Origin of the sequence: Serratia marcescens (assembly GCF_001902635.1) — a bacterium.
GTDB classification, from domain to species: domain Bacteria; phylum Pseudomonadota; class Gammaproteobacteria; order Enterobacterales; family Enterobacteriaceae; genus Serratia; species Serratia marcescens_F.
This window is the reverse complement of record NZ_MJAO01000006.1, coordinates 84,516-109,678: the sequence shown is the minus strand read 5'-3', so window position 1 is coordinate 109,678 and position 25,163 is coordinate 84,516. Positions and strand designations below refer to the sequence as shown.

The following is a 25,163-nucleotide window of genomic DNA, read 5'->3' as shown; positions in this document are numbered from 1 at the left end:
CTCTGTAACGGAAGAGCCTGTTTGGAAACATCAGTAATACATTAACCTGATTTGCTTATGCTTCCTAGAAGAAAGGGGCCAAAATAGGCCCCTTTCCACTGAAACTTGCTAGATTAGCGACGCAGACCCAGACGCTCGATCAGGCTGGTGTAACGTGCTACATCTTTACGCTTCAGGTAGTCCAGCAGCTTACGACGCTGAGAAACCATACGCAGCAGACCACGACGGCTGTGGTGATCTTTTTTGTGCTCGGAGAAGTGGCCTTGCAGATGGTTGATCTGCGCAGTCAGCAGGGCAACCTGAACTTCGGTAGAACCGCTGTCGTTAGTACCACGACCGAAATCAGCTACGATTTGAGCTTTAGCTTCAACACTTAGAGACATTGTAATACTCCAGATTATAGATAATAAATACAGGCGCCGATCTCTAATTCAGCAACCCAATGCATAAGCTGCGCCATTCTACTCTTAGCGCAGTGCGATCGCAAGGCGACGCAGTGCCCCGCCGTCAGTCGAAATGCTCGACCACCAGGCGGCGCGGCGCCACGCGACCATCCTCGGCGATGTCGCCAACGCCGATGAATTTCCGCTCTTCACCTTCGGTGATGCGCACCATGCCGGAGGCCGGCGCACCGGCAACCTGCACCGGCTGCCCCTGCTTGACGTAGCCCGCCACTACCGGCAGCAAATTCACTTCCGGATAGTTCTCAACCGGGCTGTCCATCGGCATCAGCAGCGGATCGAGCAGCTCGCCGGAGGCGATCTCTTGTTCCTGCGCCTGCGCCAGCAAGGCGTTCAGTTGCTCCAACGTCACCATGCGCGCAATCGGGTAGGTCGCCACCTGCAGGCGGCGCAGATAGATCACGTGCGCGCCGCAGCCCAGCAGCTCACCGAGATCGTCGGTGATGGTGCGAATGTAGGTGCCTTTCGAGCAGTGGATCTCCAGCTCCAGCTCATCCCCTTCCCAGCGGATAAACTGCAGCTCGTACACCGTGATGCTGCGCGCTTCGCGCGGCACTTCAATCCCCTGGCGCGCATACTCGTAGAGTTTCTTGCCTTGGTATTTCAGCGCCGAATACATCGACGGCACCTGCTGGATGTCGCCGCGGAAGGTGTCCAGCGCCGCGTCGAGCTGCGCTTGGGTGAAGTTCACCGGGCGCTCCTGCACGATCTGGCCGTCGGCGTCGGAGGTATCGGTACGCTGCCCCAGCTTGGCGATTACCCGATAGCGTTTATCGGAATCGAGCAGGTATTGCGAAAACTTGGTCGCTTCGCCCAGGCAGATAGGCAGCATGCCGGTCGCCAACGGATCGAGCGCGCCGGTATGGCCCGCCCGGTTGGCATTGTACAGGCGTTTTACTTTTTGCAGCGCATCGTTGGACGACAAGCCCTGTGGCTTGTCCAGCAACAGAACGCCGTGGATGTCACGGCCGCGGCGACGAGGGCGACTCATTAATCCTCCTTGTCATCGCCTGCGGCGGAACGGCGCTCGGCGTCGTTCTTCACCACGTTGGTCACCAGGTTGGACATGCGCATGCCTTCCACCAGGGAGTTGTCATAAGCGAAAGTCAGCTCCGGCACCACGCGCAGGCGCATCGCTTTGCCCAGCAGGGTGCGGATGTAACCGGAAGCGTCCTGCAACGCTTTGATGCCGTTGGTGACCAGATCCGGATCGTGGTTCTCGGTCAATACGTTCAGGAAGGTGACGTAAACTTTGGCGTACGCCAGATCACGGGAAACTTCTACGCCGGAAACGGTCGCCATGCCGACGCGCGGATCTTTAACTTCACGCTGCAGAATGATCGCAATCTCTTTCTGCATCTCTTGCGCCACGCGTTGACCGCGGCTGAATTCTTTTGCCATTTTGGATTCTCCAGACAAATCGGGGGGCACAAAGGCCCCCCGTAAACAGATATAAGCAGATGTGCAATCGTTAAGCGATGGTGCGTTGGATCTCAATGATTTCGAACACTTCGATCATGTCGCCGACGCGCACGTCGTTATAGTTCTTAACGCCGATACCACATTCCATGCCGTTACGGACTTCGTTAACGTCATCCTTGAAGCGGCGCAGGGATTCCAGCTCGCCTTCATAGATAACCACGTTGTCGCGCAGTACGCGGATTGGGTTGTGACGCTTGATGGTCCCTTCGGTAACCATACAGCCGGCGATAGCGCCGAACTTAGGCGATTTGAACACGTCGCGCACTTCGGCCAGGCCGATGATCTGCTGCTTGTATTCCGGCGCCAGCATACCGCTCATCGCCTGCTTCACTTCGTCGATCAGGTTATAGATCACGGAGTAGTAACGCAGATCCAGGCTTTCCGCTTCGATCACGCGGCGCGCAGAAGCATCGGCACGCACGTTGAAGCCCAGGATGATGGCGTTGGAAGCCGCAGCCAGCGTCGCGTCGGTTTCGGTGATGCCACCTACGCCGGAGCCGACAATCTTCACCTTCACTTCGTCGGTGGAGAGTTTCAGCAGTGAATCGCTGATCGCTTCGCAAGAACCCTGTACGTCGGATTTCAGTACGATGTTCAGCTCGGACACTTCGCCGTCGGTCATGTTGGCGAACATGTTTTCCAGCTTGGACTTCTGCTGACGCGCCAGTTTGACTTCGCGGAACTTGCCCTGACGATACAGCGCAACTTCACGCGCTTTCTTCTCGTCACGCACCACGGTCGCTTCATCACCCGCTGCAGGCACGCTGGACAAACCCAGGATTTCCACAGGGATAGATGGACCGGCGGAGGTCACTTCACGACCCAGTTCGTCGCGCATCGCACGCACACGGCCGTATTCGAAGCCGCACAGGACGATGTCGCCCTTGTTCAGCGTACCTTCCTGCACCAGCACGGTAGCCACTGGGCCACGGCCTTTATCCAGGAAGGATTCGATCACTACGCCGCTCGCCATGCCGCTGCGTACCGCTTTCAGCTCCAGCACTTCGGCCTGCAGCAGGATCGCCTGCAGCAGCTCGTCGATACCGGTACCGGCTTTCGCGGACACGTGTACGAACTGCGCTTCGCCGCCCCACTCTTCCGGCATCACGCCGTACTGAGACAGTTCCTGCTTAACGCGGTCCGGATCGGCTTCCGGCTTGTCGATTTTGTTAACCGCAACCACCAATGGCACCTGCGCCGCTTTCGCGTGCTGGATAGCTTCGATGGTCTGTGGCATCACGCCGTCGTCGGCTGCCACCACCAGAACCACGATGTCAGTCGCCTGAGCACCGCGAGCACGCATCGAGGTAAACGCGGCGTGGCCCGGGGTATCCAGGAAGGTGATCATGCCGTTCTCGGTTTCTACATGGTAGGCACCGATGTGCTGGGTAATGCCGCCGGCTTCGCCCGCCGCCACTTTGGTGGAGCGGATGTAGTCCAGCAGAGAGGTTTTACCGTGGTCAACGTGGCCCATGATGGTCACGACCGGCGCGCGCGGCTCGGCCGCAGCGCCCGTATCACGGTCGCTCATCAGCGCTTCTTCCAGCTCGTTTTCACGACGCAGGATCACTTTGTGGCCCATCTCTTCGGCAACCAGCTGTGCGGTTTCCTGGTCGATAACCTGGTTGATGGTGGCCATGGCGCCCAGCTTCATCATCACTTTGATGACCTGAGAACCTTTTACCGCCATCTTGTTGGCCAGCTCGGCCACGGTGATGGTTTCACCGATCACCACGTCGCGGTTAACCACCTGCGCCGGCTTGTTGAAGCCCTGCTGCAGAGCGCTAGGCTTGCGTTTGCCGCCTTTACCGCCACGGGTAACGGCACGCGCTTCTTCACGATCCGCTTTGGATTCGGACAGCTTGTTGCCTTTCTTCTGCTTGGTGGCTTTGCCGCCGCGGGTGCGGCTGCGACGATCGCCTTCAACTTTGGCGTCGTTTTCGTCTTCAGCGGCGCGAGCGTGCTGAGAGGTGGTCACGTGATAGTCGGCGCTTTCAACCGCGGCGCTTGCCGCGTCGGCTTCGGCCCACTTCTCGCCGTTCTCTTCAGCCATGCGGCGGGCTTCTTCCGCCACGCGCTTGGCTTCCTCTTCAACCTTGCGGCGCACTTCCTCTTCCGCTTTGCGTTTCAGTTCAGCGGCTTCGGCTTCACGGCGTGCTTTTTCCGCCTGAGCTGGCTTGGTCATTTCGTCGGTATGTTGATTGGTCACTTTTTCTTTTTCCGCTGAATTACGCTTAGCAATCTCCGCGGCCTCACGTTTGGCTTGCTCTTCGGCAGCGCGCTTCGCTTCCGCTTCGCGTTTTGCGAGCTCTTCCGCTTCGCGCCGTGCCTGCTCTTCCGCTTCACGCTGTGCCTGCTCTGCCGCTTCAGCCAACTGGGCTTCCTGCGTATCGCGATTTACATAAGTGCGTTTCTTGCGGACCTCAATTTGCACCGATTTACTTTTACCGCCGGTGCTCGGGATATTCAAGGTGCTGCGCGTTTTGCGCTGCAAAGTGAGTTTACCCGGCGCACTGCCGTGTTCACGGTTCAGGTGCGCCAGCAATGTTTCTTTTTCTTGCTGGGTGACAGAGTCCGACTCGGACTTGTTGATCCCTGCATCAGCAAACTGCTGTACCAGGCGATCAACCGGAGTCTGAATCTCTGCTGCCAGCGATTTTACAGTTACATCTGTCGTCATGCTGTTCCTTCCTGCTACAGTTATTACGCGTTGTCGCCAAACCAACAGATATTGCGTGCAGCCATGATCAGCTCACCGGCTTGCTCATCGCTAAGCCCTTCAATATCAGCCAGATCGTCAACACCCTGCTCGGCAAGATCTTCCAGCGTACAAACCCCACGCGCGGCCAGTTTAAAGGCCATGCTGCGCTCAAGACCCGGCAGGTTGAGCAAATCGTCGGCCGGTTTGTTGTCGCCCAGGCTTTCTTCTTGCGCCAGGGCCAGCGTGGTCAATGCAGCTTTGGCGCGTTCGCGCAATGCTTCAACCGTATCTTCATCCAGACCGTCGATTTCCAACAGCTCTTTGATCGGCACGTAGGCCAGCTCTTCCAGCGTGGAGAAACCTTCTTCAACCAGTACGGTGGCGAAATCTTCGTCGATATCAAGATACTTGGTGAAGGTATCAATGGCGGCATGAGCTTCGGCCTGGTGTTTGGCCTGCAGATCGTCCGCCGTCATCACGTTCAGTTCCCAACGATCGTCGCCGCGGTGTTGTTTCAGCAGCTGGGAAGCCAAACGCACGTTTTGGCCGTTACGGCCGATCGCCTGCGCCAGGTTGCTGGCTTCAACGGCGATATCCATAGTGCAGTTATCTTCGTCTACCACGATCGACGCGACGTCGGCCGGCGCCATGGCGTTGATGACGAATTGCGCCGGGTTGTCATCCCACAGGATGATATCGATACGTTCGCCGCCGAGCTCGCTCGACACGGCCTGAACGCGCGCGCCGCGCATGCCTACGCAGGCGCCGACCGGGTCGATGCGCTTGTCGTTGGTTTTCACTGCAATTTTAGCGCGGGAGCCAGGATCGCGGGCTGCCGCTTTAATTTCGATCACTTCTTCGCCGATTTCCGGCACTTCGATGCGGAACAGTTCTTTCAGCATTTCCGAGCTGGAACGGCTGACGAACAGCTGCGCGCCGCGAGCTTCAGGACGCACCGCGTACAGTACGCCGCGAATGCGGTCGCCCGGACGGAAGTTTTCGCGCGGCAGCATGTCTTCACGGCCAATCACCGCTTCGGCGTTGTTGCCCAGATCCAGCGCGATGCTGTCACGGTTCACTTTCTTCACCACACCGGTGACGATTTCACCTTCGTGTTCACGGAAAGCGTCAACCACCATCGCACGCTCGGCTTCGCGCACTTTCTGCACGATAACCTGCTTGGCGGTTTGGGTGGTGATGCGGTCGAAGGTCACGGATTCGATCTGATCTTCGACGTATCCGCCGAGCTCGATGCTCGGGTCTTCGAACTGAGCGGCTTCCAGCGTGATCTCACGCGTTGGCTGAGTCACTTCGTCTACGGCGACCCAACGGCGGAAGGTATCGAAGTCGCCGGTTTTGCGATCGATACTGACGCGAACGTCGATTTCCTGCTCGTATTTTTTCTTGGTTGCGGTGGCTAATGCAGTTTCCAGCGCTTCGAAAATCTTCTCGCGCGGAAGGGATTTTTCATTGGAAACTGCTTCAACAACAGCCAGAATCTCTTTGTTCATCCTAGTTGCCTCTTCCAAACTTTAAAAGTGGGGTACCAGGTTCGCTTTCTGGATGTTGCTCAGCGCGAACACTTCATCTTTCCCTTCCACAGTCACCGTGATCATCTCGCCTTCGACAGACTTGATAATACCCTGCCACTTGCGACGGTTCTGTACCGCCATGCGCAGGACCAGGCTGACTTCTTCACCGAGGAAACGCGTATAGTGCTCTGCGGTGAACATCGGGCGCTCAAGGCCAGGAGAGGAAACTTCCAAGTTGTAAGCGACCGTGATTGGATCTTCGACGTCCAATACAGCGCTGACCTGGTGGCTGACATCAGCGCAATCATCAACATTGATGCCGTTATCACTATCAATATAGATGCGGAGCGTCGATTGGCGCGCACGAATGAATTCGATGCCTACAAGCTCAAAGCCCAACGCTTCTACCGGTGCCGAAAGCATCTCTGTTAACTTTTGCTCTAATGTGGACAAGCCCACCCCCAAGACATAAAAAAAGGGCTAAATAGCCCAGTGATTCTGTTGCCAAATAACAAAAAACCCCGAAAATTCGGGGCTTTGTGCAACTGGACCCTGTTTGCCGCTAGGCGGCCTCGGTACAACTTTCGAGCAAGTGTCATTTTCAAATGTTGATCGAGAAAAGCGGATTTCAATCGAAAAGTGTATTTGAAAATAAACACTTAAAGGAAAGTGGTTGCGGGGGCCGGATTTGAACCGACGACCTTCGGGTTATGAGCCCGACGAGCTACCAGGCTGCTCCACCCCGCGTCCGAAAACGTGGCAAATACTACGCCGATAATCGCAAAATTGCAAGTTATCTCTGGGATTTGGTACCGAGGATGGGACTCGAACCCACAAGCCCGTTAGGGCACTACCACCTCAAGGTAGCGTGTCTACCAATTCCACCACCTCGGTACTGATTCTTACTGCTAACGGCCGTTGTTCTTTCGAGTTCACAACCACCGTTTTCAAACTTTATTGCGGCTTACTGCGGGATATCGCTGCTCGGTTTGGCGGGTGCCGCCGGCGCGGTCGTCTGCTCAGTTTTCACTGGCTGACCCAAATTTTCCCACTCGCTGCCTTTCTTGCTTTGGTTGCTGCTGAGGTTGCCCAGAATCAGGCTAATGACGAAGAACAACGTCGCCAGCACAGCAGTCATGCGGGTCATAAAGTTACCGGAACCACTCGAACCGAACAATGTGCCTGATGCACCTGCTCCGAAAGAGGCTCCCATATCAGCGCCTTTACCTTGCTGCAGCATAATCAGAGCAACCAGCCCGATTGAGATCAGCAGGAAAATTACCAGAAGAGCTTCGTACATAGTAGTACCCGTATCCTTGCGGCCTAACCGCATGCCAAATGCTTCACACTCATCAAGCAGGCGTTTTTATAAACTGCCTACCGAAGCGGGTGTGAATACTAACCAAAGCCGCCAACCCGCGCAAGGGCAATTTGCAGCCGCCGGCGCGTTTGCGGAAAAAAACGCCAACAATCGCCCATCCGGGCTCGGCCTCACCGAGCCCGGCGGTTAACTGTCTGTTTTAACCTGCGGATTTCACCGCGTCGGCGATGCGATGCGCCAGCGCAGTCACCTGCTGCTCGTCTTCACCTTCCACCATCACGCGGATCAGCGGTTCGGTGCCCGACTTACGCAGCAACACCCGCCCGCGGCCGGCCAGTTCGGCCTCCACCTGCGCGGTGATCTTGCGTACGTCTTCGGACTCCAGCGGGTTGTGTTCACCGGCAAAGCGCACGTTAACCAGGATCTGCGGCAACAGCTTCATGCCGCTGCACAGGTCATGCAGGCTCATGTCGTTGCGCACCATGGCGGTCAGCACCTGCAGCCCGGCTACGATGCCGTCGCCGGTGGTGGTTTTATCCAGCAGAATCACGTGGCCGGAGTTTTCCGCCCCGATGCGCCAGCCCAGCTCCTGCAGCTTCTCCAGAACATAACGGTCGCCCACTTTAGCGCGAGCGAACGGAATGCCCAGCTGTTTCAACGCCAGTTCCAGCCCCATATTGCTCATCAGGGTGCCGACTGCGCCGCCGCGCAGCTGGCCCTGGCGCAGGCCTTCGCGGGCGATGATGTACAGGATCTGGTCGCCGTCCACCTTATTGCCCAGGTGATCTACCATCATCACGCGGTCGCCGTCGCCGTCGAACGCCAGGCCGACGTGCGCTTTTTCTTGCAGCACGCGCTCCTGCAGTTGGCGTACGTCGGTAGCACCACATTTTTCGTTGATATTCATGCCGTCCGGCTCAACGCCGATGGCGATCACCGTGGCGCCCAGCTCGCGCAGCACGCTCGGCGCGATGTGGTAAGTCGCGCCGTTGGCGCAGTCGACCACAATTTTCAGCCCCTTCAGGCTCAGTTCGCTCGGGAAGGTGCCTTTGCAGAATTCGATATAGCGGCCGGCGGCATCGATGATGCGGCTGGCTTTACCCAGCTCGGCGGACTCTACGCAGGTCAGCGGTTTTTCCATCTCGGCTTCTATCGCCTCTTCAACGTTGTCCGGCAGCTTAGCGCCGTCGATCGAGAAGAACTTGATGCCGTTGTCGTAGAACGGGTTATGCGAAGCGGAGATGACGATGCCCGCTTCGGCGCGGAAGGTGCGCGTCAGATAGGCTACCGCCGGGGTCGGCATCGGCCCGGTAAAGGACGCGGAGAGCCCTGCAGCCGCCAGCCCGGCTTCCAGCGCGGACTCCAGCATGTAACCGGAGATGCGCGTATCCTTGCCGATGATGATCTTGCGCGAACCGTGACGCGCCAGCACCTTGCCGGCCGCCCAGCCCAGCTTCAGCACGAAGTCCGGGGTGATTGGGCTGTCCCCGACCTTGCCGCGGATACCGTCGGTGCCAAAATATTTACGCTCGCTCATGTTTCTACTGTCCTTTAGCTGAAAGTGTTGCCTCGACGACGCGCATCGCCTCGACGGTTTCTTTAACATCATGCACTCTGACAATCTGCGCGCCCTGCATCGCCGCGATCACCGCACAGGCCACGCTGCCGATAACCCGTTGTTCCGGCGGCACGTTCAGCAGTTGTCCAATCATCGATTTGCGCGACATGCCCACTAACAGCGGTAAACCAAAACGATGAAACTCTGACAACCGGGCCAGAAGCTGATAGTTGTGCGCCAAATTTTTACCGAAACCGAAGCCGGGGTCGAGCAGCAATTTCTGATTTGTTATCCCCGCCTCGTTGCAGCGCCGGATATGGTGCTCGAAAAACGCCTGAACATCGGCGATCAAATCGTCGTATTGCGGTGCCTGCTGCATAGTGCGAGGCTGCCCCTGCATATGCATCAGGCAAACCGGCAAACCGCTTTCCGCCGCCGCCGCCAGGGCACCCGGCTCCTGCAACGAGCGGATATCGTTGATCAAATGCGCCCCGGCCCGCGCCGATTCGCGGATCACCCCCGCTTTCGACGTGTCGACCGAGATAAAGACTTCAAAACGCTGCGCCAGGGCCTCAACCACCGGCACGACTCGTTCCAGTTCCTCCTCTTCGCTGACTTCCGCCGCTCCCGGCCGGGTAGATTCACCACCGACATCGATCATCGTGGCGCCGGCCGAAATCAACGCATGTGCATGCAGCAACGCCTGATTCAGGGTGTTGTGACGGCCGCCGTCGGAAAACGAATCCGGCGTCACGTTGAGGATACCCATCACCTGCGGATAGGAGAGGTTGAGCGTCATGTCGCGCACGGTTAACTGCATGGTTGTTCCACCTTACTGTTGCCTGGTTCACTGCCCGCCGGGCAAAAAAAAACCCCGGCGTACCGGGGTTTGATGTTATTACACAGCCGCTGTTACTTGTCGAGCTGTTCGGACAAGGTGTTGCCCGGCGTTGGGGTGCGTGGCTCATCTGCCGGCGTCGGGGCTTTCGGGGTGCCGCCGTTGTCGGAGTTGTTGCCTTTGTTCGCATCGTCCCAGCCCGCCGGCGGACGCACATCTTTGCGGTTCATCAGATCGTCGATCTGCGGCGCATCGATGGTTTCGTACTTCATCAGCGCATCCTTCATCGAGTGCAGGATGTCCATGTTTTCCATCAGCAGCGTGCGTGCGCGGACATAGTTGCGTTCGATCAGCGACTTCACTTCCTGGTCGATGATGCGCGCGGTTTCATCCGACATGTGCTTCGCCTTGGCCACGGAGCGGCCCAGGAACACTTCGCCCTCTTCTTCCGCATACAGCAGCGGCCCCAGCTTCTCGGAGAAGCCCCATTGGGTCACCATGTTGCGGGCGATGGAGGTCGCCACTTTGATGTCGTTCGACGCACCGGTAGAAACTTTTTCCGGCCCGTAGATGATCTCTTCCGCCAAACGGCCGCCGTACAGGGTGGAGATTTGGCTCTCCAGCTTCTGACGGCTGGCGCTGATCGCGTCCCCTTCCGGCAGGAAGAAGGTCACACCGAGCGCCCGGCCACGAGGAATGATAGTGACCTTGTGCACCGGATCGTGTTCAGGAACCAGGCGGCCGATGATGGCGTGGCCCGCTTCGTGATACGCGGTCGACTCTTTCTGCGCTTCGGTCATCACCATGGAGCGACGTTCTGCACCCATCATGATCTTGTCTTTGGCTTTCTCGAACTCCACCATCGACACCACACGCTTGTTGCCACGGGCGGCGAACAGTGCCGCTTCGTTAACCAGGTTGGCCAGGTCAGCACCGGAGAAGCCCGGCGTACCGCGCGCAATGACGGAGGCGTCGATGTCGGCGGCCAGCGGCACACGGCGCATGTGCACCTTCAGAATCTGCTCACGACCACGCACATCCGGCAGCCCTACCACAACCTGACGGTCGAAACGGCCTGGACGCAGCAGCGCCGGGTCAAGCACGTCCGGACGGTTGGTGGCCGCGATGACGATAATGCCCTCGTTGCCTTCGAAACCGTCCATCTCAACCAGCATCTGGTTCAGGGTCTGCTCACGCTCATCGTGACCACCACCCAGGCCGGCGCCACGCTGGCGGCCGACGGCGTCGATTTCATCGATGAAGATGATGCACGGCGCGGCTTTCTTCGCTTGTTCGAACATGTCGCGCACGCGAGATGCGCCCACGCCGACGAACATTTCGACGAAGTCGGAACCGGAGATGGTGAAGAACGGCACCTTCGCTTCGCCGGCGATCGCTTTCGCCAACAGGGTTTTACCGGTCCCCGGCGGGCCAACCATCAGCACGCCTTTCGGGATCTTGCCGCCCAATTTCTGGAAACGGCTCGGCTCGCGCAGGTATTCCACCAGTTCGCTCACCTCTTCTTTCGCTTCGTCACAACCGGCGACATCGGCGAAAGTGGTCTTGATCTGGTCTTCCGTCAGCATGCGGGCCTTGCTCTTGCCGAAGGACATCGCGCCCTTGCCGCCGCCGCCCTGCATTTGCCGCATAAAGAAGATCCAAACCCCGATCAGCAACAGCATCGGGAACCAAGAGATAAAGATAGAAGCCAACAGGCTCGGCTCTTCAGGCGGCTCGCCGACAACTTTCACGTTCTTCGTTAACAACGTATCCAGCAACTTGGGATCGTTGACAGGGATGTAGGTCGTGTATTTGTTACTGTCTTTCTTGGTAACGTTAATTTCACGTCCGTTGATTCGCGCTTCGCGAACCTGGTCCTGGGTCAGTTCGGACATGAAGGTAGAGTAATCCACCCTACGGCCATTCGACTCGCTGGGCCCAAAGCTCTGGAATACAGACATCAACACTACCGCGATGACTAACCAGAGAATTAGGTTTTTCGCCATGTCACTCAAGGGATTAACCTCATCTTACAACTGTGTTAACAAACAGCGTTAGGGTACTACAGTTTGCGCCCTGTCGCTACAATGTACACTTCGCGCGAACGGGCGCGGGAAGCGTCAGGCTTACGAATCTTAACCTTCGTAAACAGGGAGCGAATTTCCCGTAGGTACTCGTCAAAGCCATCTCCCTGGAACACCTTCACCAGGAAACTTCCGCCTGGTGCGAGGACATCACGACACATATCCAGCGCCAACTCCACCAGATACATCGACCTTGGAATATCGACGGCCGGGGTGCCACTCATATTCGGGGCCATATCGGACATGACCACCTGAACCTTACTTTCGCCTACTCGTTCCAACAGCGCCTTCAGCACCAGTTCATCACGAAAATCGCCCTGAAGGAAATCGACGCCAACGATAGGATCCATTGGCAAAATATCACAGGCGATGATGCGACCGGTACCGCCGATTTGGGTCACCACGTACTGCGACCACCCGCCCGGCGCGGCGCCGAGGTCAACCACGGTCATGCCCGGCTTGAACAGTTTGTCGCTCTGCTGTATTTCATCAAGTTTAAACCAGGCGCGGGAACGCAGTCCTTTTTTCTGCGCCTGCTGTACATATTTATCGCTAAAGTGTTCTTGTAACCAGCGACTGGAGCTAGCCGAACGCTTTTTATTAGCCATCTCGTTTTCCAACTATCATAAAAAGAGTCTTATGTCAGGTTCGCTGCTCACGTAGACTCACACCGGTGAAGACCGATTTGGTGATATACATGAGATGGCGGTAGAATGTACCGTTTTCAATCCCAACTTAAGCAAAAAAGACAATGAATCTGAATAACAAACAAAAACAGCACCTGAAAGGCCTGGCACATCCGTTAAAACCGGTGGTGATGCTGGGCAATAACGGTCTTACCGAAGGGGTGCTGGCTGAAATTGAACAGGCTCTGGAGCATCATGAGCTGATCAAGGTAAAAATCGCCGCTGAAGATCGCGAAACCAAGACCCTGATCGCCGATGCTATCGTGCGTGAAACGGGCGCCTGTAATGTGCAAGTTATCGGTAGTACGCTTATTCTTTACCGCCCGTCGAAAGAGCGCAAGATCAGTCTACCGCGTTAATAACCATCAGGTTAACGAAAAGGTGCCATGCGCCTGACGAAGATAAAAGGCCGCTTGCGGCCTTTTTCCTATCTTTACAAAACGTTGGCGCATTAATGACCAACGGGGCTCATCAGAGATACTCGACCTTCAGGATCTCGTATTCCACATCGCCACCTGGGGTTTTGATCACCACCACATCGTCTTGCTCTTTGCCGATCAGACCGCGCGCCATCGGCGAGTTTACCGAAATCAGATTTTTCTTGAAGTCAGCCTCGTCGTCGCCAACGATGCGGTAAGTCACTTCTTCTTCACTGTCCAGATTCATCACCGACACGGTGGCGCCGAAGATCACCCGGCCGGTGTTCGGCATCTTGGTGATATCGATCACCTGAGCATTGGACAGCTTGGCTTCGATTTCCTGAATGCGGCCTTCGCAGAAACCCTGCTGTTCGCGGGCGGCGTGGTACTCGGCATTCTCTTTCAAATCGCCGTGCTCGCGGGCATCAGCGATGTCCGCAATGATTTTCGGGCGGCGCACGCTTTTCAGATATTCAAGCTCTTCGCGCAGTTTTTCAGCGCCAAACAAGGTCATCGGAATTTGGTTCATCGTATAAATACCTCTAAATCTTTCCTGTTCAAATAACCGTCATCCTGACGTATTCGTATGAAAACACGGTTGGCTTACCGCCCCCCGCCTCCAGGCGACAAACAAAAGAAACCTGACTCGGAACGGGGTCCAAGCCAAGATCGGTTTTGCATTTTGATACGCATTTTAGCCTAGAGTTCCTTGAGGGTCATCGTTTACTTTTTCCCTGATTGCACCGTAGTATGACGGCACGTTATCCAGCTGTTATCCCGAGATTATGCGTTTTTCACGAATTGTCAGTGCATTGGCTTGCGCATTTGTTCTGAATGCGAATGCGGCCCCGGTTGAAGAGTACACACAATATCTGCCTGATGGGGCCAACCTTGCCCTGGTCGTTCAGAAAATCGGCGCCGGCACGCCAACGATCGATTACCACTCTCAGCAAATGGCGCTGCCGGCCAGTACCCAAAAAGTGCTGACGGCGCTGGCTGCGCTATTGCAACTCGGGCCCGATTACCGTTTCACCACCACGCTGGAGAGCCAGGGCGATATCCGCGACGGCGTGCTGCGCGGTAACCTGATCGCCCGTTTCAGCGGCGATCCGACCTTCAAACGCCAGAGCCTGCGCAATATGGTGGCCGTCCTGAAAAAACAGGGCGTGCGCCAAATCAGCGGCGACGTGCTGGTCGACACCTCGGTCTTCGCCAGCCATGACAAAGCGCCCGGTTGGCCGTGGAACGATCTGACACAATGCTTCAGCGCGCCGCCGGCTGCCGCGATCGTCGATCGCAACTGCTTCTCGGTTTCGCTGTACAGCGCGCCGAATCCAGGCGACATGGCGTTTATCCGCGTCGCTTCCTATTATCCGGTCAATATGTTCAGCCAAGTGCGCACGCTGGCTCGTGGTTCCGCAGAAGCGCAGTACTGCGAACTGGATGTGGTGCCGGGCGAACTGAACCGCTTTACCCTGACCGGCTGCCTGACGCAGCGCAGCGAGCCGCTGCCGCTGGCCTTCGCCGTCCAGAACGGTGCCAGCTATGCGGGTGCCATCCTGAAAGATGAGCTGACGCAGGCCGGCATCCAGATTGACGGGCACCTGAAGCGCCAGACGCGCCCCGGTATTACCGGCACGGTGATCGCGCAAACCCAATCGGCGCCGCTGCACGACCTGTTGAAGATCATGCTGAAGAAATCGGACAACATGATCGCCGATACCGTCTTCCGCACCATCGGCCACGAACGCTTCGGCGTGCCGGGCACCTGGCGAGCGGGTTCCGACGCGGTGCGGCAGGTGCTGCGTCAGAAGGCCGGCATCGATCTGGGCAATACCATCATCGCCGACGGCTCCGGCCTGTCGCGCCACAACCTGTTGGCGCCGGCGACCATGATGCAGGCACTGCAGTACATCGCGCAGCATGACAACGAGCTGAATTTTATCTCGATGCTGCCGCTGTCCGGCTATGACGGCACCCTGCGCTACCGCGGCGGCCTGCACGAAGCCGGCGTCGACGGCAAAGTGTCGGCCAAAACCGGCGCGCTGCAAGGCGTGTATAACCTGGCGGGCTTCATTACCACCGCCAGCGGCCAGCGCATGGCGTTCGTCCAGTATCTCTCCGGTTACGCCGTGCCGCCGGAAGACCAGAAACAGCGCCGCGCGCCGCTGGTGCGCTTCGAAAGCCGCCTGTATCGCGATATTTACCAGAACAACTGAGGATCGTCATGAAGCTGCTGGTCGTTGAAGATGATGAACTGCTGCAACAGGGGCTCGCGCTGGCGCTGACCGGCGAAGGCTATGTCTGCGACTGCGCCGCCACGGCGGCGGAGGCCAACAGCCTGCTCATCACCAGCCAATACAGCATGGTGATCCTGGACCTCGGTTTGCCCGATATGGACGGCGCCGCGCTGCTGCGGCAGTGGCGCCGCCAGCAGATCGATCTGCCGGTGTTGATCTTGACCGCCCGTGACGCTCTGGAAGATCGCGTCGACGGTCTGGACGCCGGCGCCGACGACTATCTGGTCAAACCCTTCGCGCTGGTCGAGCTGCTGGCGCGGGTGCGCGCCCTCCTGCGGCGCTACCAGGGCCACAGCGACAACCTGATGCAGGTGGACGACCTGCAGCTGAACCTCTCCAGCCAACAGGTCTACCTGCTGCAGCAGCCGGTGGAGGTGACGCCGAAAGAGTTCGCCATTCTGGCGCGCCTGATCATGCGCGCCGGGCAGACGGTCAATCGCGAGTTGCTGCAGCAAGACCTTTACACCTGGCAGGATGATTTAGGCTCCAATACGCTGGAAGTGCACATTCACAATCTGCGCCGCAAACTGGGCAAGGATCGCATCCGCACCGTGCGCGGCATCGGTTACCGTCTGGAACCCTCGTCATGATCAGCATGCGCCGCCGCCTGCTGCTGATGCTGGCGCTGATCCTGTTGGTCACGCAACTGATCAGCGCCTTCTGGCTGTGGCACGAAAGCCAAGAGCAGATCAGTTTCCTGGTGGACGAAACCCTGTCCGCCAAGGCGCGCAGCGAGCGCGTCGACACCGAAATCGCCGAGGCCATCGCGTCGCTGTTGGCGCCCTCGTTAATCATGATGATCGTCACGCTGCTGGCTTCATTCTGGGCCATCAGCTGGATCACCCGTCCACTCAACCAATTGCAACAGCGGCTGGAAAAGCGCTCCGCCGATAACCTGACGCCGCTGCCGATCAACAGCGACAGTCTGGAGATGGTGGCGGTCACCAATGCGCTCAACCAGCTGTTCTCGCGCCTGGACAACACCATCCAGCAGGAACGTTTGTTCACCGCCGACGCCGCCCACGAGCTGCGCACGCCGCTGGCCGGCATTCGTCTGCATCTGGAGCTGTTGGAACAACAGGGCGTCAAGGGCAGCCAGGCGCTGATCGCCCGCATCGATCAGCTGATGCACACCGTTGAACAACTGCTGATGCTGTCGCGCGCCGGCCAAGACTTCGCCAGCGGGCATTACCAACATTTCGATTGGGTGGCCGATGTGGTCCAGCCGCTGCGCGAAGAGCTCGGCGAAATGACCGCTCAACGCCGGCAGACGCTGGACTGGCAATTGCCGGCCACCGCCGCAGTGAACGGCGATCCGGTATTGCTGCGGCTGTTGCTGCGCAACCTGGTCGAAAACGCCCACCGCTACGGCCCGGAAGGCGGCGCGATACAGGTGCGGTTAACGCCGCAGGACAACGGCTATCTGCTGCAGGTCATCGACGACGGTCCGGGGATCAAGGAGGAGATGGTCGGGGAGCTCACGCAGGCGTTCCGCCGCATGGATCAACGTTATGGCGGCAGCGGATTGGGTTTGAACATCGTGATCCGCATCGTACAGCTGCACCAAGGGCGTTTGACGCTGGAAAACCGTCGCGATGCGCGCGGCCTGAACGCCCAGTGCTGGATGCCTGAAAAAGCGCTGAAATAACAAGGGCCCAGCGTTGCTGAGCCCTTTATCACCGAATTACTTCTGGTAGATGATTTCGACGCCTTCGTCGTCGTCTTCGTCCCAGTCGTCATCCCAGTCGTCGTCTGCTTCCGACTCCATCTCCGCCAGCTGTTCGCGGTGGTAGTCGTCCCACATGAATTCAACTTTTTCCGGCGCGCTTTCTTCGATCGCCATCGCTTTCGGCTGGGTGTTGATGAAGTTCATCACGTCCCAGCACAGCGCGTTGACGCCTTCGCGATTGGCGGCAGAGATCATGTAGTACTTCCCTTCCCAGCCCATGCCTTCCACAATCGCCTTGGCGCGTTCGGCGGCTTCTTCCTCACCAATCACATCAATTTTGTTGAACACCAGCCAGCGTGGCTTCTGCGCCAGATTTTCGCTGTACTGATGCAGCTCGTTGATGATGACTTTGGCGTTTTCCACCGGATCGGATTCATCGATCGGCGCAATGTCCACCAGGTGCAGCAGCACGCGGCAACGTTCCAGGTGTTTCAGGAAGCGAATGCCCAGGCCCGCGCCTTCGGAAGCGCCCTCGATCAGTCCCGGAATGTCGGCGACCACAAAGCTCTGCTCGTGATCCATACGCACCACGCCCAGGCTCGGCACCAGCGTAGTGAACGGATAATCGGCCACCTTCGGCTTGGCGGCGGACACCGCGCGGATGAAGGTCGATTTACCGGCGTTCGGCAGCCCCAGCATGCCCACGTCAGCCAGCAGCAGCAGTTCCAGCAACAGGTCGCGAGCTTCACCGGCGGTACCCAACGTCTTCTGACGCGGTGCGCGGTTCACCGAGGATTTGAAGCGGGTGTTGCCCAGGCCGTGCCAGCCGCCTTTGGCGACCATCAGCTTCTGCTCGTGACGGGTCATGTCACCGAGGATCTCACCGGTGCCCTGATCCTTCACGCGCGTGCCGACCGGCACCTTGATGATGACGTCTTTACCGCGTTTACCGGTACAGTCACGGCTCTGGCCGTTCTGGCCGCGTTCGGCGCGGAAAGATTTCTCAAAGCGGTAGTCAATCAGGGTGTTGAGGTTCTCGTCCGCCAACAGGTAGACGTCGCCGCCATCGCCGCCATCGCCGCCGTCCGGCCCGCCGTTCGGGATATATTTTTCGCGGCGGAAGCTGACGCATCCGTTGCCGCCGTCACCTGCAACGACCAGAATCGCTGCTTCATCTACAAACTTCATTTACCGTCTCCGTAAATCATTCACCGGGCTGCTTCAAAGGCGCAGCCAGGGGGGGTTCTGCCCGTCGCGGCCACCACCGGTGACCAATTGCGGAAAACATGGCGCCCGCCACCACCACAAACGCGCCGACATAGCCGACGATGTTCAACGTCGGCGCGGCGAATGCCTGGGGCCAGGCCAGCGCCAATAAATCTGAAAACAGCAGGGTAAACAGCGGGGTCAGCGTAACCAACGCGCTCACCTGCGCCGCCTGCCAGCGCGCCATCGCTTCCGCCAGCGCGCCGTAGCCGATCAGCGTGTTGGCGCCGCAAAACAGCAGGCACGCCAATTGCCAGCCGCTAAGCTGGAAAATCACCTCTGGCTTGGCCAGAGGAAACAACGCTATCGCACATAAAGTGTACAACATAACCAAGATCTGCGGCGAAGCCAGCCGCCGCAGCAGCACCTTCTGTGCCACGCCGTAGCTCACCCAGACCATCGCCGCGCACACGCCCAACATAACGCCGAGCGTGTAGTCCGTCAGCCGGGTGAAGATCTCAACCAGGCTGACGTTGAAAAACAGCATCAGCCCGCCAATCAGCATCAGCGCACCGATCGCCTGGGTGATGCGCATGCGCTCTTTTAAGATCAACACGCTGGCGAACATCATGCCCACCGGCGACAGCTGGCCAATCACCTGCGACGCCGTCGGGCTCAGGTATTGCAGCGATGAGCTGAACAACACGAAGTTGCCCAGCAGCCCTGCGGTGGCGATCGCCAACAGCAGTAGCCAACGCGGCTGGCGGAACATCGTCAGCCGCGGCAGCTTGCCACGCACCGCGAGGATCACGCCCAAACCGATGGCGGCCATGGTAAAGCGATACCAGACGATGGTAAACGGCTCCATCACCACCAACACTTCTTTCATCGCAATCGGCAATGCGCCCCAGCAAACCGCCGTGGTTAACGCCAGGGAAATGCCAACGCCGACCTGCTGCTTCGAATCCATATCACCTTCGCCAACGCTGACGGGCCTGCTCCCAGGCAGCCCATAAATGTAAAAAGCCCCGCAACGAATTGCGGGGCTTACATCTATTTCGTAAGGCTCGAAAAATTATTCAGCTTCGATGCTGATGAATTTACGATTGCTCGGGCCTTTAACTTCGAATTTGACTTTACCGTCTTTCAAAGCAAACAGAGTGTGGTCTTTGCCGCAACCCACGTTGGTACCAGCGTGGAATTTGGTGCCGCGCTGACGAACGATGATGCTGCCTGCCAGTACTGCTTCGCCGCCAAAGCGTTTTACGCCCAGACGTTTAGCTTCTGAATCGCGACCGTTACGAGTCGAGCCGCCAGCCTTTTTGTGTGCCATTAATCCGCTCTCCTAACTTAAGCGCTGATGCCGGTGATTTTAACGTCAGTGAACCACTGACGGTGGCCCTGCTGCTTACGGTGGTGTTTACGACGACGAAACTTAACAATTTTAATTTTCTCGCCACGACCGTGAGCAACGACTTCAGCTTTGATCTTGCCGCCATCGACGAAAGGAACGCCGATTTTGATATCTTCGCCATTAGCGATCATCAGAATCTGGTCAAACTCAACCGCTTCACCAGTTGCGATGTCCAGCTTTTCCAAGCGAACGGTCTGACCTTCGCTTACTCGGTGTTGTTTACCACCACTTTGGAAAACCGCGTACATATAAAACTCCGCTTTCCGCGTGCCCGACTGTGTTAGTTCAGAGCGCGCTATAAATATTCACAATAGGGCGCGAATTCTACGCAAAAAACCGGCGCATGACAAGAGCAGAATAAGACCAGAAGCAGAAAAAAGAAGAAAAAAAGCACAGTTTCTTTCGTGGCGTTTATCTGAACCGTTTTTCAAGTACAATCAGAGTGACAGTTACCGCCATGTACCGATGTGAGCAGCGATCTCAACGCGGTGAAGAGAAACACAGCTGAAAAAAATACAATGAACCTAGAGCAAATTACCGAGTTAACCGCGCAAGATATGGCGGCCGTGAACGCAACAATTCTCGAACAGCTGAATTCCGATGTCACGCTCATCAATCAGCTTGGCTATTACATTATCAGCGGTGGCGGTAAGCGCATCCGGCCGATGATCGCCGTCCTGGCGGCACGGGCGTTGAGCTATGAAGGCAACAAGCACATCACCGTCGCTGCGCTGATCGAATTCATTCATACCGCCACGCTGCTGCATGACGATGTCGTCGACGAGTCGGACATGCGCCGCGGCAAAGCCACCGCCAACGCCGCGTTCGGCAACGCCGCCAGCGTGCTGGTCGGCGACTTTATCTATACCCGCGCCTTCCAGATGATGACCAGCCTGGAATCCCTGCGCGTGCTGGCGCTGATGTCGGAGGCGGTCAACGTCATCGCCGAAGGCGAAGTGCTGCAGTTGATGAACGTGCACGATCCCGACATCAGCGAAGAGAGCTACATGCGGGTGATCTACAGCAAAACCGCACGGCTGTTTGAGGCGGCGGCGCAATCGTCGGCGATCCTGTCCGGCGCTAGCGCCGCGCAAGAGCAGGCACTGCAAGATTATGGCCGCTACCTCGGCACCGCTTTCCAGCTGATCGACGATCTGCTCGACTACAGCGCCGACGGCAGCACCCTGGGTAAAAACACCGGCGACGATCTGAACGAAGGGAAACCGACCCTGCCGCTGCTGCACGCGATGCACAACGGCAACGAAGCGCAGCGTGACATGATCCGTGGGGCGATTGAGCAAGGCAACGGCCGTCACCTGTTGGAGCCGGTGTTGCAGGCGATGCAGCAATGCGGCTCGCTGGAGTATACCCGCCAACGCGCCGAGGAAGAGGCAGACAAGGCGATCGCCGCACTGCAGGCATTACCGGCATCGGCGCACCGCACGGCGCTGGAGGGGTTGGCTCACCTGGCGGTGCAACGCGATTTTTAAGAAAGTTTAATTTCCTAACATCGTCATCAGGCCCGCTTTGGCGGGCCTGTCTATTTGTGCTCTTCGCTGATACGCGCCAGCAGGCCGCCGATCCCTTCCCGCATCAGGAATGCCACCATTTTTTCCCGCTCGTTTTCCGTCAGGTGATAGTAATACTCGATCCACACCGCCAGCGGATCCTGCCGCTCCACGTCATACGCCGCAGCGTCTTCTTTCAGCATCAATAGGTTGCGCGCGCCTGCCGGCAGGCTATCGATATGGTACTCCAGCGCTTTTCCCTGCACCCCTTTACGCCTGCGGCTGATCCAGCCTTCGCGCCGGGCCATCAGATTGATTCCCTGTGGTGAGGAAGGTAATCCTGCAACGCCTGTCAGTTCCTTGGCGGCAAACCACTCGTTTTTCATAGCCATCTTCTCTGGGCAATAGGGGCAACGTCATTTTTAGGAAACTAAATGGGTATTTTTTAGGAAATTTAATGGTATTCTGGTTTCCGAATAAGCGTTTCACGTTGTTCTAACGCCTTACCTTGACCCGTTAGTTATACCACTAACGCAACTTTGGCTAATCAAAAAAGGAATGTAAACATGAATTCAAGGAACCAGGATTGGCATCCGGCGGACATCATCGCGGCGCTGCGCAAGCGGGGCACCACGCTGGCTGCGGTATCACGCCAGGCAGGATTAAGCTCATCGACGCTGGCCAATGCGCTGTCGCGCCCGTGGCCGAAAGGCGAATGGCTGATCGCCGAAGCGGTAGGCGTTCACCCTTCGGAAATCTGGCCAAGCCGTTATTATGATCCCCATAGCGATCGGCTACTGGACCGCAAAGCACGCACCAAATCGTGAGCGCAGGGCAAAAAAAACCGCCGGAACAGCGTCCGGCGGCGTTTATAGGCTGACTATCGACGACGATCAGTTATTGATGAACTTCTCGCCCAGCTCGATATCTTTGTGCAACACGTCCAGCATCTCATTCAGTGCTTTCTGTTCGAAGGCGCTCAGCGTGCCGATGTCTTTACGTTCTTCAACGCCGTTTTTACCCAGCACCAACGGCTGTGCGAAGAAACGAGCATATTTGCCGTCGCCTTCCACGTAAGCGCATTCCACCACGCCTTTCTCGCCCTGCAGCGCACGCACCAGAGACAGACCGAAACGCGCGGCCGCCTGGCCCATAGACAACGTTGCAGACCCGCCACCGGCTTTGGCTTCCACCACTTCGGTACCTGCGTTCTGAATGCGTTTGGTCAGATCCGCCACTTCCTGCTCGGTGAAACTCACGCCTGGGATCTGCGACAACAGAGGCAGGATGGTCACGCCGGAGTGGCCGCCGATCACCGGCACGTTCAGCGCTTCCGGCTGTTTGCCTTTCAACTCGGCCACGAAGGTGTTGGAACGGATGATATCCAGCGAGGTCACGCCGAACAGTTTGTTCTTGTCGTAAACGCCGGCTTTTTTCAGCACTTCAGCCGCGATGGCGACCGTGGTGTTAACCGGGTTGGTGATGATGCCGATGCAGGCTTTCGGGCAGGTTTTCGCCACTTGTTCAATCAGGTTACGCACGATGCCGGCGTTAACGTTGAACAGGTCGGAGCGATCCATGCCTGGCTTACGAGCCACGCCGGCGGAGATCAGCACCACGTCCGCCCCCTGCAGAGCCGGGGTCGCGTCTTCGCCGCTGAAGCCTTTGATTTTAACTGCGGTTGGGATGTGGCTTAAGTCGACGGCAACGCCTGGGGTAACGGGGGCAATGTCGTAGAGAGAGAGTTCAGAACCTGAAGGAAGCTGGGTTTTGAGTAGAAGGGCGAGGGCCTGGCCGATACCGCCGGCAGCACCGAGAACTGCAACTTTCATCCTATACTCCTTTATTATCTTAAATATATAAAGCGCCGTGAATGTGTTGGTTACGGACCTTAGATTATTACACCTTTAAAAACAATCAATTACCTATTTTTTGCCTGCGGGTGCAATAAAACGGCCGCTGTCGCGCCCATTTTAGATTAAATCGTTTACGCATGAAGGGCATAGCGCACACTAATCAAAAATAGTGCGAGGTTATTCACGAGCAAGTTAACCGGCGGTTACATTACACCCTTACGCAACATCAGAACAACATCATTTTAATAACATTTTATTTACCGCTGCAGGCCGATTTTCCGTCGTCAAAAGGGCATATTCATCGCGGCCGGTTTTTGTTAAAATGCCGCCCTTTCCTCGCCGCCCGGTCATTTTTATTTTCTTTGGGTCGGCCTTTGTTGCATAAAAATTCATCTATATGCATAATCATTACTTCCATTGTCAACATTCCACGGTGCAAAATGCGTAATCCCGCAAAACAGGAAGATCTGATCAAGGCGTTCAAAGCGTTATTGAAAGAAGAAAAATTCAGTTCTCAAGGCGAGATCGTTTTGGCGCTGCAAGAAGAAGGCTTCGAAAACATTAACCAATCCAAAGTATCGCGCATGCTGACCAAGTTCGGCGCGGTGCGTACGCGCAATGCCAAAATGGAAATGGTGTATTGCCTTCCCGCCGAACTCGGCGTGCCGACCACCACCAGCCCGCTGAAGAATCTGGTGCTGGACGTCGATCATAACGACGCCGTCGTGGTGATCCACACCAGCCCTGGCGCCGCACAGCTGATCGCCCGCCTGCTCGACTCTTTGGGTAAATCTGAAGGTATCCTCGGCACCATTGCCGGCGACGACACGATTTTCGTCACCCCATCCAGCGGCTTTACCGCCCAGAAATTACATGACGCTATCCTGGGCGTGTTCGAGCAAGAGCTGTGAAACCTGGCGCTAACAAAATGCGGCTCCCCCCGTATTTTGTTAGCGCTTCTTTAACCCTGGCGTTACCTTTCCTCCTCCTCAACCGTGTTTAACGCTGCTTTTTTACCCCGCATCGACACATTTCCATGACATTCACATGTATCCAGCAGGACTCACTGTGATCTTCCGCACTTTTGGTCAAAAGCACTTACCTCATTGAAATTACATATATTTAACACAAAAAGATCATTTTATGTGCTGTTTTTATTCCTTATGGTTATAAAAAATAAGAATCATCAGGTTAAAGTTTCACTAGCAACTGTTAGCGAACTATTAATTTTTCACGTTACTAGCTGTATACTCATTTCCGTGATGTAAATCACAGTTCGTTGGAACTGATAAAAGAATACGATGAGGTGAGATAATGAAAATTAAAGCTACCGTTGTAACCATGAGCCTTATGTCCATGCTTTCCTTTGGCGCATTAGCAGCACAATCTGTTGATGCAACCCAGGCCGCGAAACTGCAGCCCGCCGGTGTGATCACCGTGAGCGGCGTCGCCGCTGCGCCTTCCGACATTCGTCAGGCGCTGTCCGATAAAGCTGACGCCAAAGGGGCGACCGCTTACCGCGTAATCGAAGCGCGCAACGACGGCAACTTCCACGCCACCGCTGAAATCTACAAATAAGTACCGGCATTACCCGGCAACGGGCAATACATCTCTGGAACCCAACGCTGTCATAACGGCCTTCAAGAATAAAAATCGCTGCCAAGCCCTTCCAGGCTGTTATGACCAAGGATCGCTATCATGAACATGAAAACTACTCTCGCTGCACTCGGCCTGCTGTCTGTCGTCTCCTTCGGCGCCTCCGCCGCCCAACTGGTGACTGACGTTCAGACCGCCAACCTGCAATCTCTCGGCACCATTACCGTCAGCGGCGTCGCCGGCGCACCAACCGACATTCGCCAGGCGCTGTCGGAGAAAGCGGATAAACAAGGCGCGACCGCCTACCGCGTGATCGAAGCGCGTAACGAAGGCAACTACCACGCCACCGCCGAGATTTACAAATAACAACTCTGGGAACGGCTTTGCAGAGCTGATTACCCTCGTCACTGCCACTGCCGAGTTCTGACGCAAACGCCGATTTCCCGGAGACCCCTCGTCGTCCTATCCGACGAACCCCGTTGCCCTCGCTCGCGAGGGCTTTTTTATGGGCGTAAAAAAGGCCGCGTATGCG

The 25,163-nt window shown here is 56.9% G+C and carries 28 protein-coding genes and 2 tRNA genes; 9 read left to right on the top strand and 21 right to left on the bottom strand.

Features of this window, described 5'->3' with window-relative positions; translation table 11 throughout:
• Nucleotides 1-113: 113 nt before the first annotated feature.
• From rpsO to rlmE, 13 genes are all read right to left on the bottom strand, one after another.
• On the bottom strand, nucleotides 114-383 hold the full coding sequence (gene rpsO, locus BHU62_RS07670) for a 30S ribosomal protein S15 (RefSeq protein WP_004933502.1): 270 nt from the start codon (nucleotides 381-383) through the stop codon (nucleotides 114-116).
• A 124-nt stretch (nucleotides 384-507) separates the two neighbouring features.
• Entirely contained in the window at nucleotides 508-1,452 is a 945-nt protein-coding gene (truB, locus tag BHU62_RS07665) for a tRNA pseudouridine(55) synthase TruB (protein ID WP_073531385.1), read from the bottom strand.
• Nucleotides 1,452-1,862, bottom strand: a complete 411-nt coding sequence (gene rbfA, locus BHU62_RS07660) for a 30S ribosome-binding factor RbfA (protein ID WP_073531384.1) — start codon at nucleotides 1,860-1,862, stop codon at nucleotides 1,452-1,454. The genes truB and rbfA overlap by 1 nt, the downstream gene beginning before the upstream one ends.
• Nucleotides 1,863-1,932: 70 nt before the next feature.
• Nucleotides 1,933-4,623 carry a translation initiation factor IF-2 gene (gene infB / locus BHU62_RS07655; RefSeq protein WP_073531383.1) on the bottom strand — a complete coding sequence of 897 codons (2,691 nt, stop codon included), beginning with the start codon at nucleotides 4,621-4,623 and terminating at the stop codon, nucleotides 1,933-1,935.
• A gap of 23 nt (nucleotides 4,624-4,646) precedes the next feature.
• Complete coding sequence (gene nusA / locus BHU62_RS07650) at nucleotides 4,647-6,155, bottom strand: transcription termination factor NusA (protein WP_073531382.1); 1,509 nt, start codon at nucleotides 6,153-6,155, stop codon at nucleotides 4,647-4,649.
• 21 nt (nucleotides 6,156-6,176) lie between these two features.
• Nucleotides 6,177-6,629 carry a ribosome maturation factor RimP gene (rimP, locus tag BHU62_RS07645; protein WP_139282257.1) on the bottom strand — a complete coding sequence of 151 codons (453 nt, stop codon included), beginning with the start codon at nucleotides 6,627-6,629 and terminating at the stop codon, nucleotides 6,177-6,179.
• A gap of 217 nt (nucleotides 6,630-6,846) precedes the next feature.
• Nucleotides 6,847-6,923, bottom strand: a tRNA-Met gene (locus BHU62_RS07640).
• Between the two features lie 60 nt (nucleotides 6,924-6,983).
• A tRNA-Leu gene (locus BHU62_RS07635) sits at nucleotides 6,984-7,070 on the bottom strand.
• Between the two features lie 70 nt (nucleotides 7,071-7,140).
• A complete protein-coding gene (gene secG / locus BHU62_RS07630; protein ID WP_004933519.1) occupies nucleotides 7,141-7,476 on the bottom strand; it encodes a preprotein translocase subunit SecG in 336 nt (111 codons plus the stop codon).
• 220 nt (nucleotides 7,477-7,696) lie between these two features.
• Nucleotides 7,697-9,034, bottom strand: coding sequence for a phosphoglucosamine mutase (gene glmM / locus BHU62_RS07625; RefSeq protein ID WP_073531380.1), 1,338 nt, complete (start codon nucleotides 9,032-9,034; stop codon nucleotides 7,697-7,699).
• Between the two features lie 4 nt (nucleotides 9,035-9,038).
• On the bottom strand, nucleotides 9,039-9,875 hold the full coding sequence (gene folP, locus BHU62_RS07620; protein ID WP_073531379.1) for a dihydropteroate synthase: 837 nt from the start codon (nucleotides 9,873-9,875) through the stop codon (nucleotides 9,039-9,041).
• A 92-nt stretch (nucleotides 9,876-9,967) separates the two neighbouring features.
• A complete protein-coding gene (gene ftsH / locus BHU62_RS07615; protein ID WP_073531378.1) occupies nucleotides 9,968-11,899 on the bottom strand; it encodes an ATP-dependent zinc metalloprotease FtsH in 1,932 nt (643 codons plus the stop codon).
• A 56-nt stretch (nucleotides 11,900-11,955) separates the two neighbouring features.
• Nucleotides 11,956-12,585 (bottom strand): 23S rRNA (uridine(2552)-2'-O)-methyltransferase RlmE, encoded by a 630-nt coding sequence (gene rlmE / locus BHU62_RS07610; RefSeq protein ID WP_004933533.1) that lies wholly within the window; start codon nucleotides 12,583-12,585, stop codon nucleotides 11,956-11,958.
• 143 nt (nucleotides 12,586-12,728) lie between these two features.
• Between rlmE and yhbY the strand changes: the two genes are divergently transcribed.
• Entirely contained in the window at nucleotides 12,729-13,022 is a 294-nt protein-coding gene (gene yhbY, locus BHU62_RS07605; protein ID WP_004933536.1) for a ribosome assembly RNA-binding protein YhbY, read from the top strand.
• Between the two features lie 112 nt (nucleotides 13,023-13,134).
• Here the strand turns inward: yhbY and greA are convergent, their stop codons facing one another.
• The gene (greA, locus tag BHU62_RS07600) at nucleotides 13,135-13,611 is read right to left on the bottom strand and encodes a transcription elongation factor GreA (RefSeq protein ID WP_025305051.1); all 477 of its coding nucleotides are present in this window, start codon (nucleotides 13,609-13,611) and stop codon (nucleotides 13,135-13,137) included.
• 256 nt (nucleotides 13,612-13,867) lie between these two features.
• Between greA and dacB the strand changes: the two genes are divergently transcribed.
• Genes dacB through pmrB form a run of 3 tightly spaced genes read left to right on the top strand, consistent with a single transcriptional unit; the run spans nucleotide 13,868 to nucleotide 17,030 of the window.
• Nucleotides 13,868-15,301 carry a serine-type D-Ala-D-Ala carboxypeptidase gene (gene dacB / locus BHU62_RS07595; protein ID WP_073531377.1) on the top strand — a complete coding sequence of 478 codons (1,434 nt, stop codon included), beginning with the start codon at nucleotides 13,868-13,870 and terminating at the stop codon, nucleotides 15,299-15,301.
• Between the two features lie 8 nt (nucleotides 15,302-15,309).
• On the top strand, nucleotides 15,310-15,972 hold the full coding sequence (pmrA, locus tag BHU62_RS07590) for a two-component system response regulator PmrA (RefSeq protein ID WP_073531376.1): 663 nt from the start codon (nucleotides 15,310-15,312) through the stop codon (nucleotides 15,970-15,972).
• Entirely contained in the window at nucleotides 15,969-17,030 is a 1,062-nt protein-coding gene (gene pmrB, locus BHU62_RS07585; protein ID WP_073531375.1) for a two-component system sensor histidine kinase PmrB, read from the top strand. Before pmrA ends, pmrB begins: the two co-directional genes overlap by 4 nt.
• 36 nt (nucleotides 17,031-17,066) lie before the next feature.
• Here the strand turns inward: pmrB and cgtA are convergent, their stop codons facing one another.
• The 4 genes from cgtA to rplU form a co-directional block, all read right to left on the bottom strand.
• Complete coding sequence (gene cgtA, locus BHU62_RS07580) at nucleotides 17,067-18,239, bottom strand: Obg family GTPase CgtA (RefSeq protein WP_073531374.1); 1,173 nt, start codon at nucleotides 18,237-18,239, stop codon at nucleotides 17,067-17,069.
• A gap of 16 nt (nucleotides 18,240-18,255) precedes the next feature.
• The gene (locus BHU62_RS07575; RefSeq protein WP_073531373.1) at nucleotides 18,256-19,227 is read right to left on the bottom strand and encodes a DMT family transporter; all 972 of its coding nucleotides are present in this window, start codon (nucleotides 19,225-19,227) and stop codon (nucleotides 18,256-18,258) included.
• Between the two features lie 105 nt (nucleotides 19,228-19,332).
• Nucleotides 19,333-19,590, bottom strand: a complete 258-nt coding sequence (gene rpmA / locus BHU62_RS07570; protein WP_004933559.1) for a 50S ribosomal protein L27 — start codon at nucleotides 19,588-19,590, stop codon at nucleotides 19,333-19,335.
• A gap of 17 nt (nucleotides 19,591-19,607) precedes the next feature.
• Complete coding sequence (gene rplU / locus BHU62_RS07565; protein WP_004933561.1) at nucleotides 19,608-19,919, bottom strand: 50S ribosomal protein L21; 312 nt, start codon at nucleotides 19,917-19,919, stop codon at nucleotides 19,608-19,610.
• Nucleotides 19,920-20,189: 270 nt separating this feature from the next.
• On the opposite strand from rplU, the gene ispB reads away from it, so the two are divergent.
• Nucleotides 20,190-21,161 (top strand): octaprenyl diphosphate synthase, encoded by a 972-nt coding sequence (gene ispB, locus BHU62_RS07560; protein WP_073531372.1) that lies wholly within the window; start codon nucleotides 20,190-20,192, stop codon nucleotides 21,159-21,161.
• Nucleotides 21,162-21,211: 50 nt separating this feature from the next.
• Here ispB and BHU62_RS07555 read toward each other — a convergent pair whose 3' ends face one another.
• Nucleotides 21,212-21,565, bottom strand: coding sequence for a DNA-binding protein (locus tag BHU62_RS07555; RefSeq protein ID WP_073531371.1), 354 nt, complete (start codon nucleotides 21,563-21,565; stop codon nucleotides 21,212-21,214).
• Nucleotides 21,566-21,745: 180 nt separating this feature from the next.
• Between BHU62_RS07555 and BHU62_RS07550 the strand changes: the two genes are divergently transcribed.
• Nucleotides 21,746-22,006, top strand: a complete 261-nt coding sequence (locus tag BHU62_RS07550; protein ID WP_073531370.1) for a helix-turn-helix domain-containing protein — start codon at nucleotides 21,746-21,748, stop codon at nucleotides 22,004-22,006.
• 66 nt (nucleotides 22,007-22,072) lie between these two features.
• Here the strand turns inward: BHU62_RS07550 and mdh are convergent, their stop codons facing one another.
• Both mdh and BHU62_RS25210 read right to left on the bottom strand, forming a co-directional pair.
• Nucleotides 22,073-23,011, bottom strand: a complete 939-nt coding sequence (gene mdh / locus BHU62_RS07545; protein WP_073531369.1) for a malate dehydrogenase — start codon at nucleotides 23,009-23,011, stop codon at nucleotides 22,073-22,075.
• A 261-nt stretch (nucleotides 23,012-23,272) separates the two neighbouring features.
• Nucleotides 23,273-23,428 carry a hypothetical protein gene (locus tag BHU62_RS25210; RefSeq protein ID WP_171971301.1) on the bottom strand — a complete coding sequence of 52 codons (156 nt, stop codon included), beginning with the start codon at nucleotides 23,426-23,428 and terminating at the stop codon, nucleotides 23,273-23,275.
• Nucleotides 23,429-23,475: 47 nt separating this feature from the next.
• On the opposite strand from BHU62_RS25210, the gene argR reads away from it, so the two are divergent.
• From argR to yhcN (BHU62_RS07530), 3 genes are all read left to right on the top strand, one after another.
• On the top strand, nucleotides 23,476-23,946 hold the full coding sequence (gene argR, locus BHU62_RS07540) for a transcriptional regulator ArgR (RefSeq protein ID WP_073531368.1): 471 nt from the start codon (nucleotides 23,476-23,478) through the stop codon (nucleotides 23,944-23,946).
• 403 nt (nucleotides 23,947-24,349) lie between these two features.
• Nucleotides 24,350-24,613 (top strand): peroxide/acid stress response protein YhcN, encoded by a 264-nt coding sequence (gene yhcN / locus BHU62_RS07535; RefSeq protein WP_073531367.1) that lies wholly within the window; start codon nucleotides 24,350-24,352, stop codon nucleotides 24,611-24,613.
• 120 nt (nucleotides 24,614-24,733) lie between these two features.
• A complete protein-coding gene (gene yhcN, locus BHU62_RS07530; RefSeq protein WP_073531366.1) occupies nucleotides 24,734-24,997 on the top strand; it encodes a peroxide/acid stress response protein YhcN in 264 nt (87 codons plus the stop codon).
• Nucleotides 24,998-25,163: the final 166 nt, after the last annotated feature.

Coding starts and splice junctions, on each gene's coding strand:
- rplU (WP_004933561.1), bottom strand. CDS start 19,919: ATGTACGCGGTTTTCCAAAGTGGTGGTAAACAACACCGAGTAAGCGAA.
- truB (WP_073531385.1), bottom strand. CDS start 1,452: ATGAGTCGCCCTCGTCGCCGCGGCCGTGACATCCACGGCGTTCTGTTG.
- glmM (WP_073531380.1), bottom strand. CDS start 9,034: ATGAGCGAGCGTAAATATTTTGGCACCGACGGTATCCGCGGCAAGGTC.
- mdh (WP_073531369.1), bottom strand. CDS start 23,011: ATGAAAGTTGCAGTTCTCGGTGCTGCCGGCGGTATCGGCCAGGCCCTC.
- BHU62_RS07550 (WP_073531370.1), top strand. CDS start 21,746: ATGAATTCAAGGAACCAGGATTGGCATCCGGCGGACATCATCGCGGCG.
- infB (WP_073531383.1), bottom strand. CDS start 4,623: ATGACGACAGATGTAACTGTAAAATCGCTGGCAGCAGAGATTCAGACT.
- BHU62_RS25210 (WP_171971301.1), bottom strand. CDS start 23,428: ATGAATTTTTATGCAACAAAGGCCGACCCAAAGAAAATAAAAATGACC.
- ispB (WP_073531372.1), top strand. CDS start 20,190: ATGAACCTAGAGCAAATTACCGAGTTAACCGCGCAAGATATGGCGGCC.
- ftsH (WP_073531378.1), bottom strand. CDS start 11,899: ATGGCGAAAAACCTAATTCTCTGGTTAGTCATCGCGGTAGTGTTGATG.
- yhcN (WP_073531367.1), top strand. CDS start 24,350: ATGAAAATTAAAGCTACCGTTGTAACCATGAGCCTTATGTCCATGCTT.
- secG (WP_004933519.1), bottom strand. CDS start 7,476: ATGTACGAAGCTCTTCTGGTAATTTTCCTGCTGATCTCAATCGGGCTG.
- cgtA (WP_073531374.1), bottom strand. CDS start 18,239: ATGAAGTTTGTAGATGAAGCAGCGATTCTGGTCGTTGCAGGTGACGGC.
- rlmE (WP_004933533.1), bottom strand. CDS start 12,585: ATGGCTAATAAAAAGCGTTCGGCTAGCTCCAGTCGCTGGTTACAAGAA.
- argR (WP_073531368.1), top strand. CDS start 23,476: ATGCGTAATCCCGCAAAACAGGAAGATCTGATCAAGGCGTTCAAAGCG.
- pmrA (WP_073531376.1), top strand. CDS start 15,310: ATGAAGCTGCTGGTCGTTGAAGATGATGAACTGCTGCAACAGGGGCTC.
- rpsO (WP_004933502.1), bottom strand. CDS start 383: ATGTCTCTAAGTGTTGAAGCTAAAGCTCAAATCGTAGCTGATTTCGGT.
- yhbY (WP_004933536.1), top strand. CDS start 12,729: ATGAATCTGAATAACAAACAAAAACAGCACCTGAAAGGCCTGGCACAT.
- folP (WP_073531379.1), bottom strand. CDS start 9,875: ATGCAGTTAACCGTGCGCGACATGACGCTCAACCTCTCCTATCCGCAG.
- rpmA (WP_004933559.1), bottom strand. CDS start 19,590: ATGGCACACAAAAAGGCTGGCGGCTCGACTCGTAACGGTCGCGATTCA.
- greA (WP_025305051.1), bottom strand. CDS start 13,611: ATGAACCAAATTCCGATGACCTTGTTTGGCGCTGAAAAACTGCGCGAA.
- pmrB (WP_073531375.1), top strand. CDS start 15,969: ATGATCAGCATGCGCCGCCGCCTGCTGCTGATGCTGGCGCTGATCCTG.
- BHU62_RS07555 (WP_073531371.1), bottom strand. CDS start 21,565: ATGAAAAACGAGTGGTTTGCCGCCAAGGAACTGACAGGCGTTGCAGGA.
- BHU62_RS07575 (WP_073531373.1), bottom strand. CDS start 19,227: ATGGATTCGAAGCAGCAGGTCGGCGTTGGCATTTCCCTGGCGTTAACC.
- yhcN (WP_073531366.1), top strand. CDS start 24,734: ATGAACATGAAAACTACTCTCGCTGCACTCGGCCTGCTGTCTGTCGTC.
- nusA (WP_073531382.1), bottom strand. CDS start 6,155: ATGAACAAAGAGATTCTGGCTGTTGTTGAAGCAGTTTCCAATGAAAAA.
- rbfA (WP_073531384.1), bottom strand. CDS start 1,862: ATGGCAAAAGAATTCAGCCGCGGTCAACGCGTGGCGCAAGAGATGCAG.
- dacB (WP_073531377.1), top strand. CDS start 13,868: ATGCGTTTTTCACGAATTGTCAGTGCATTGGCTTGCGCATTTGTTCTG.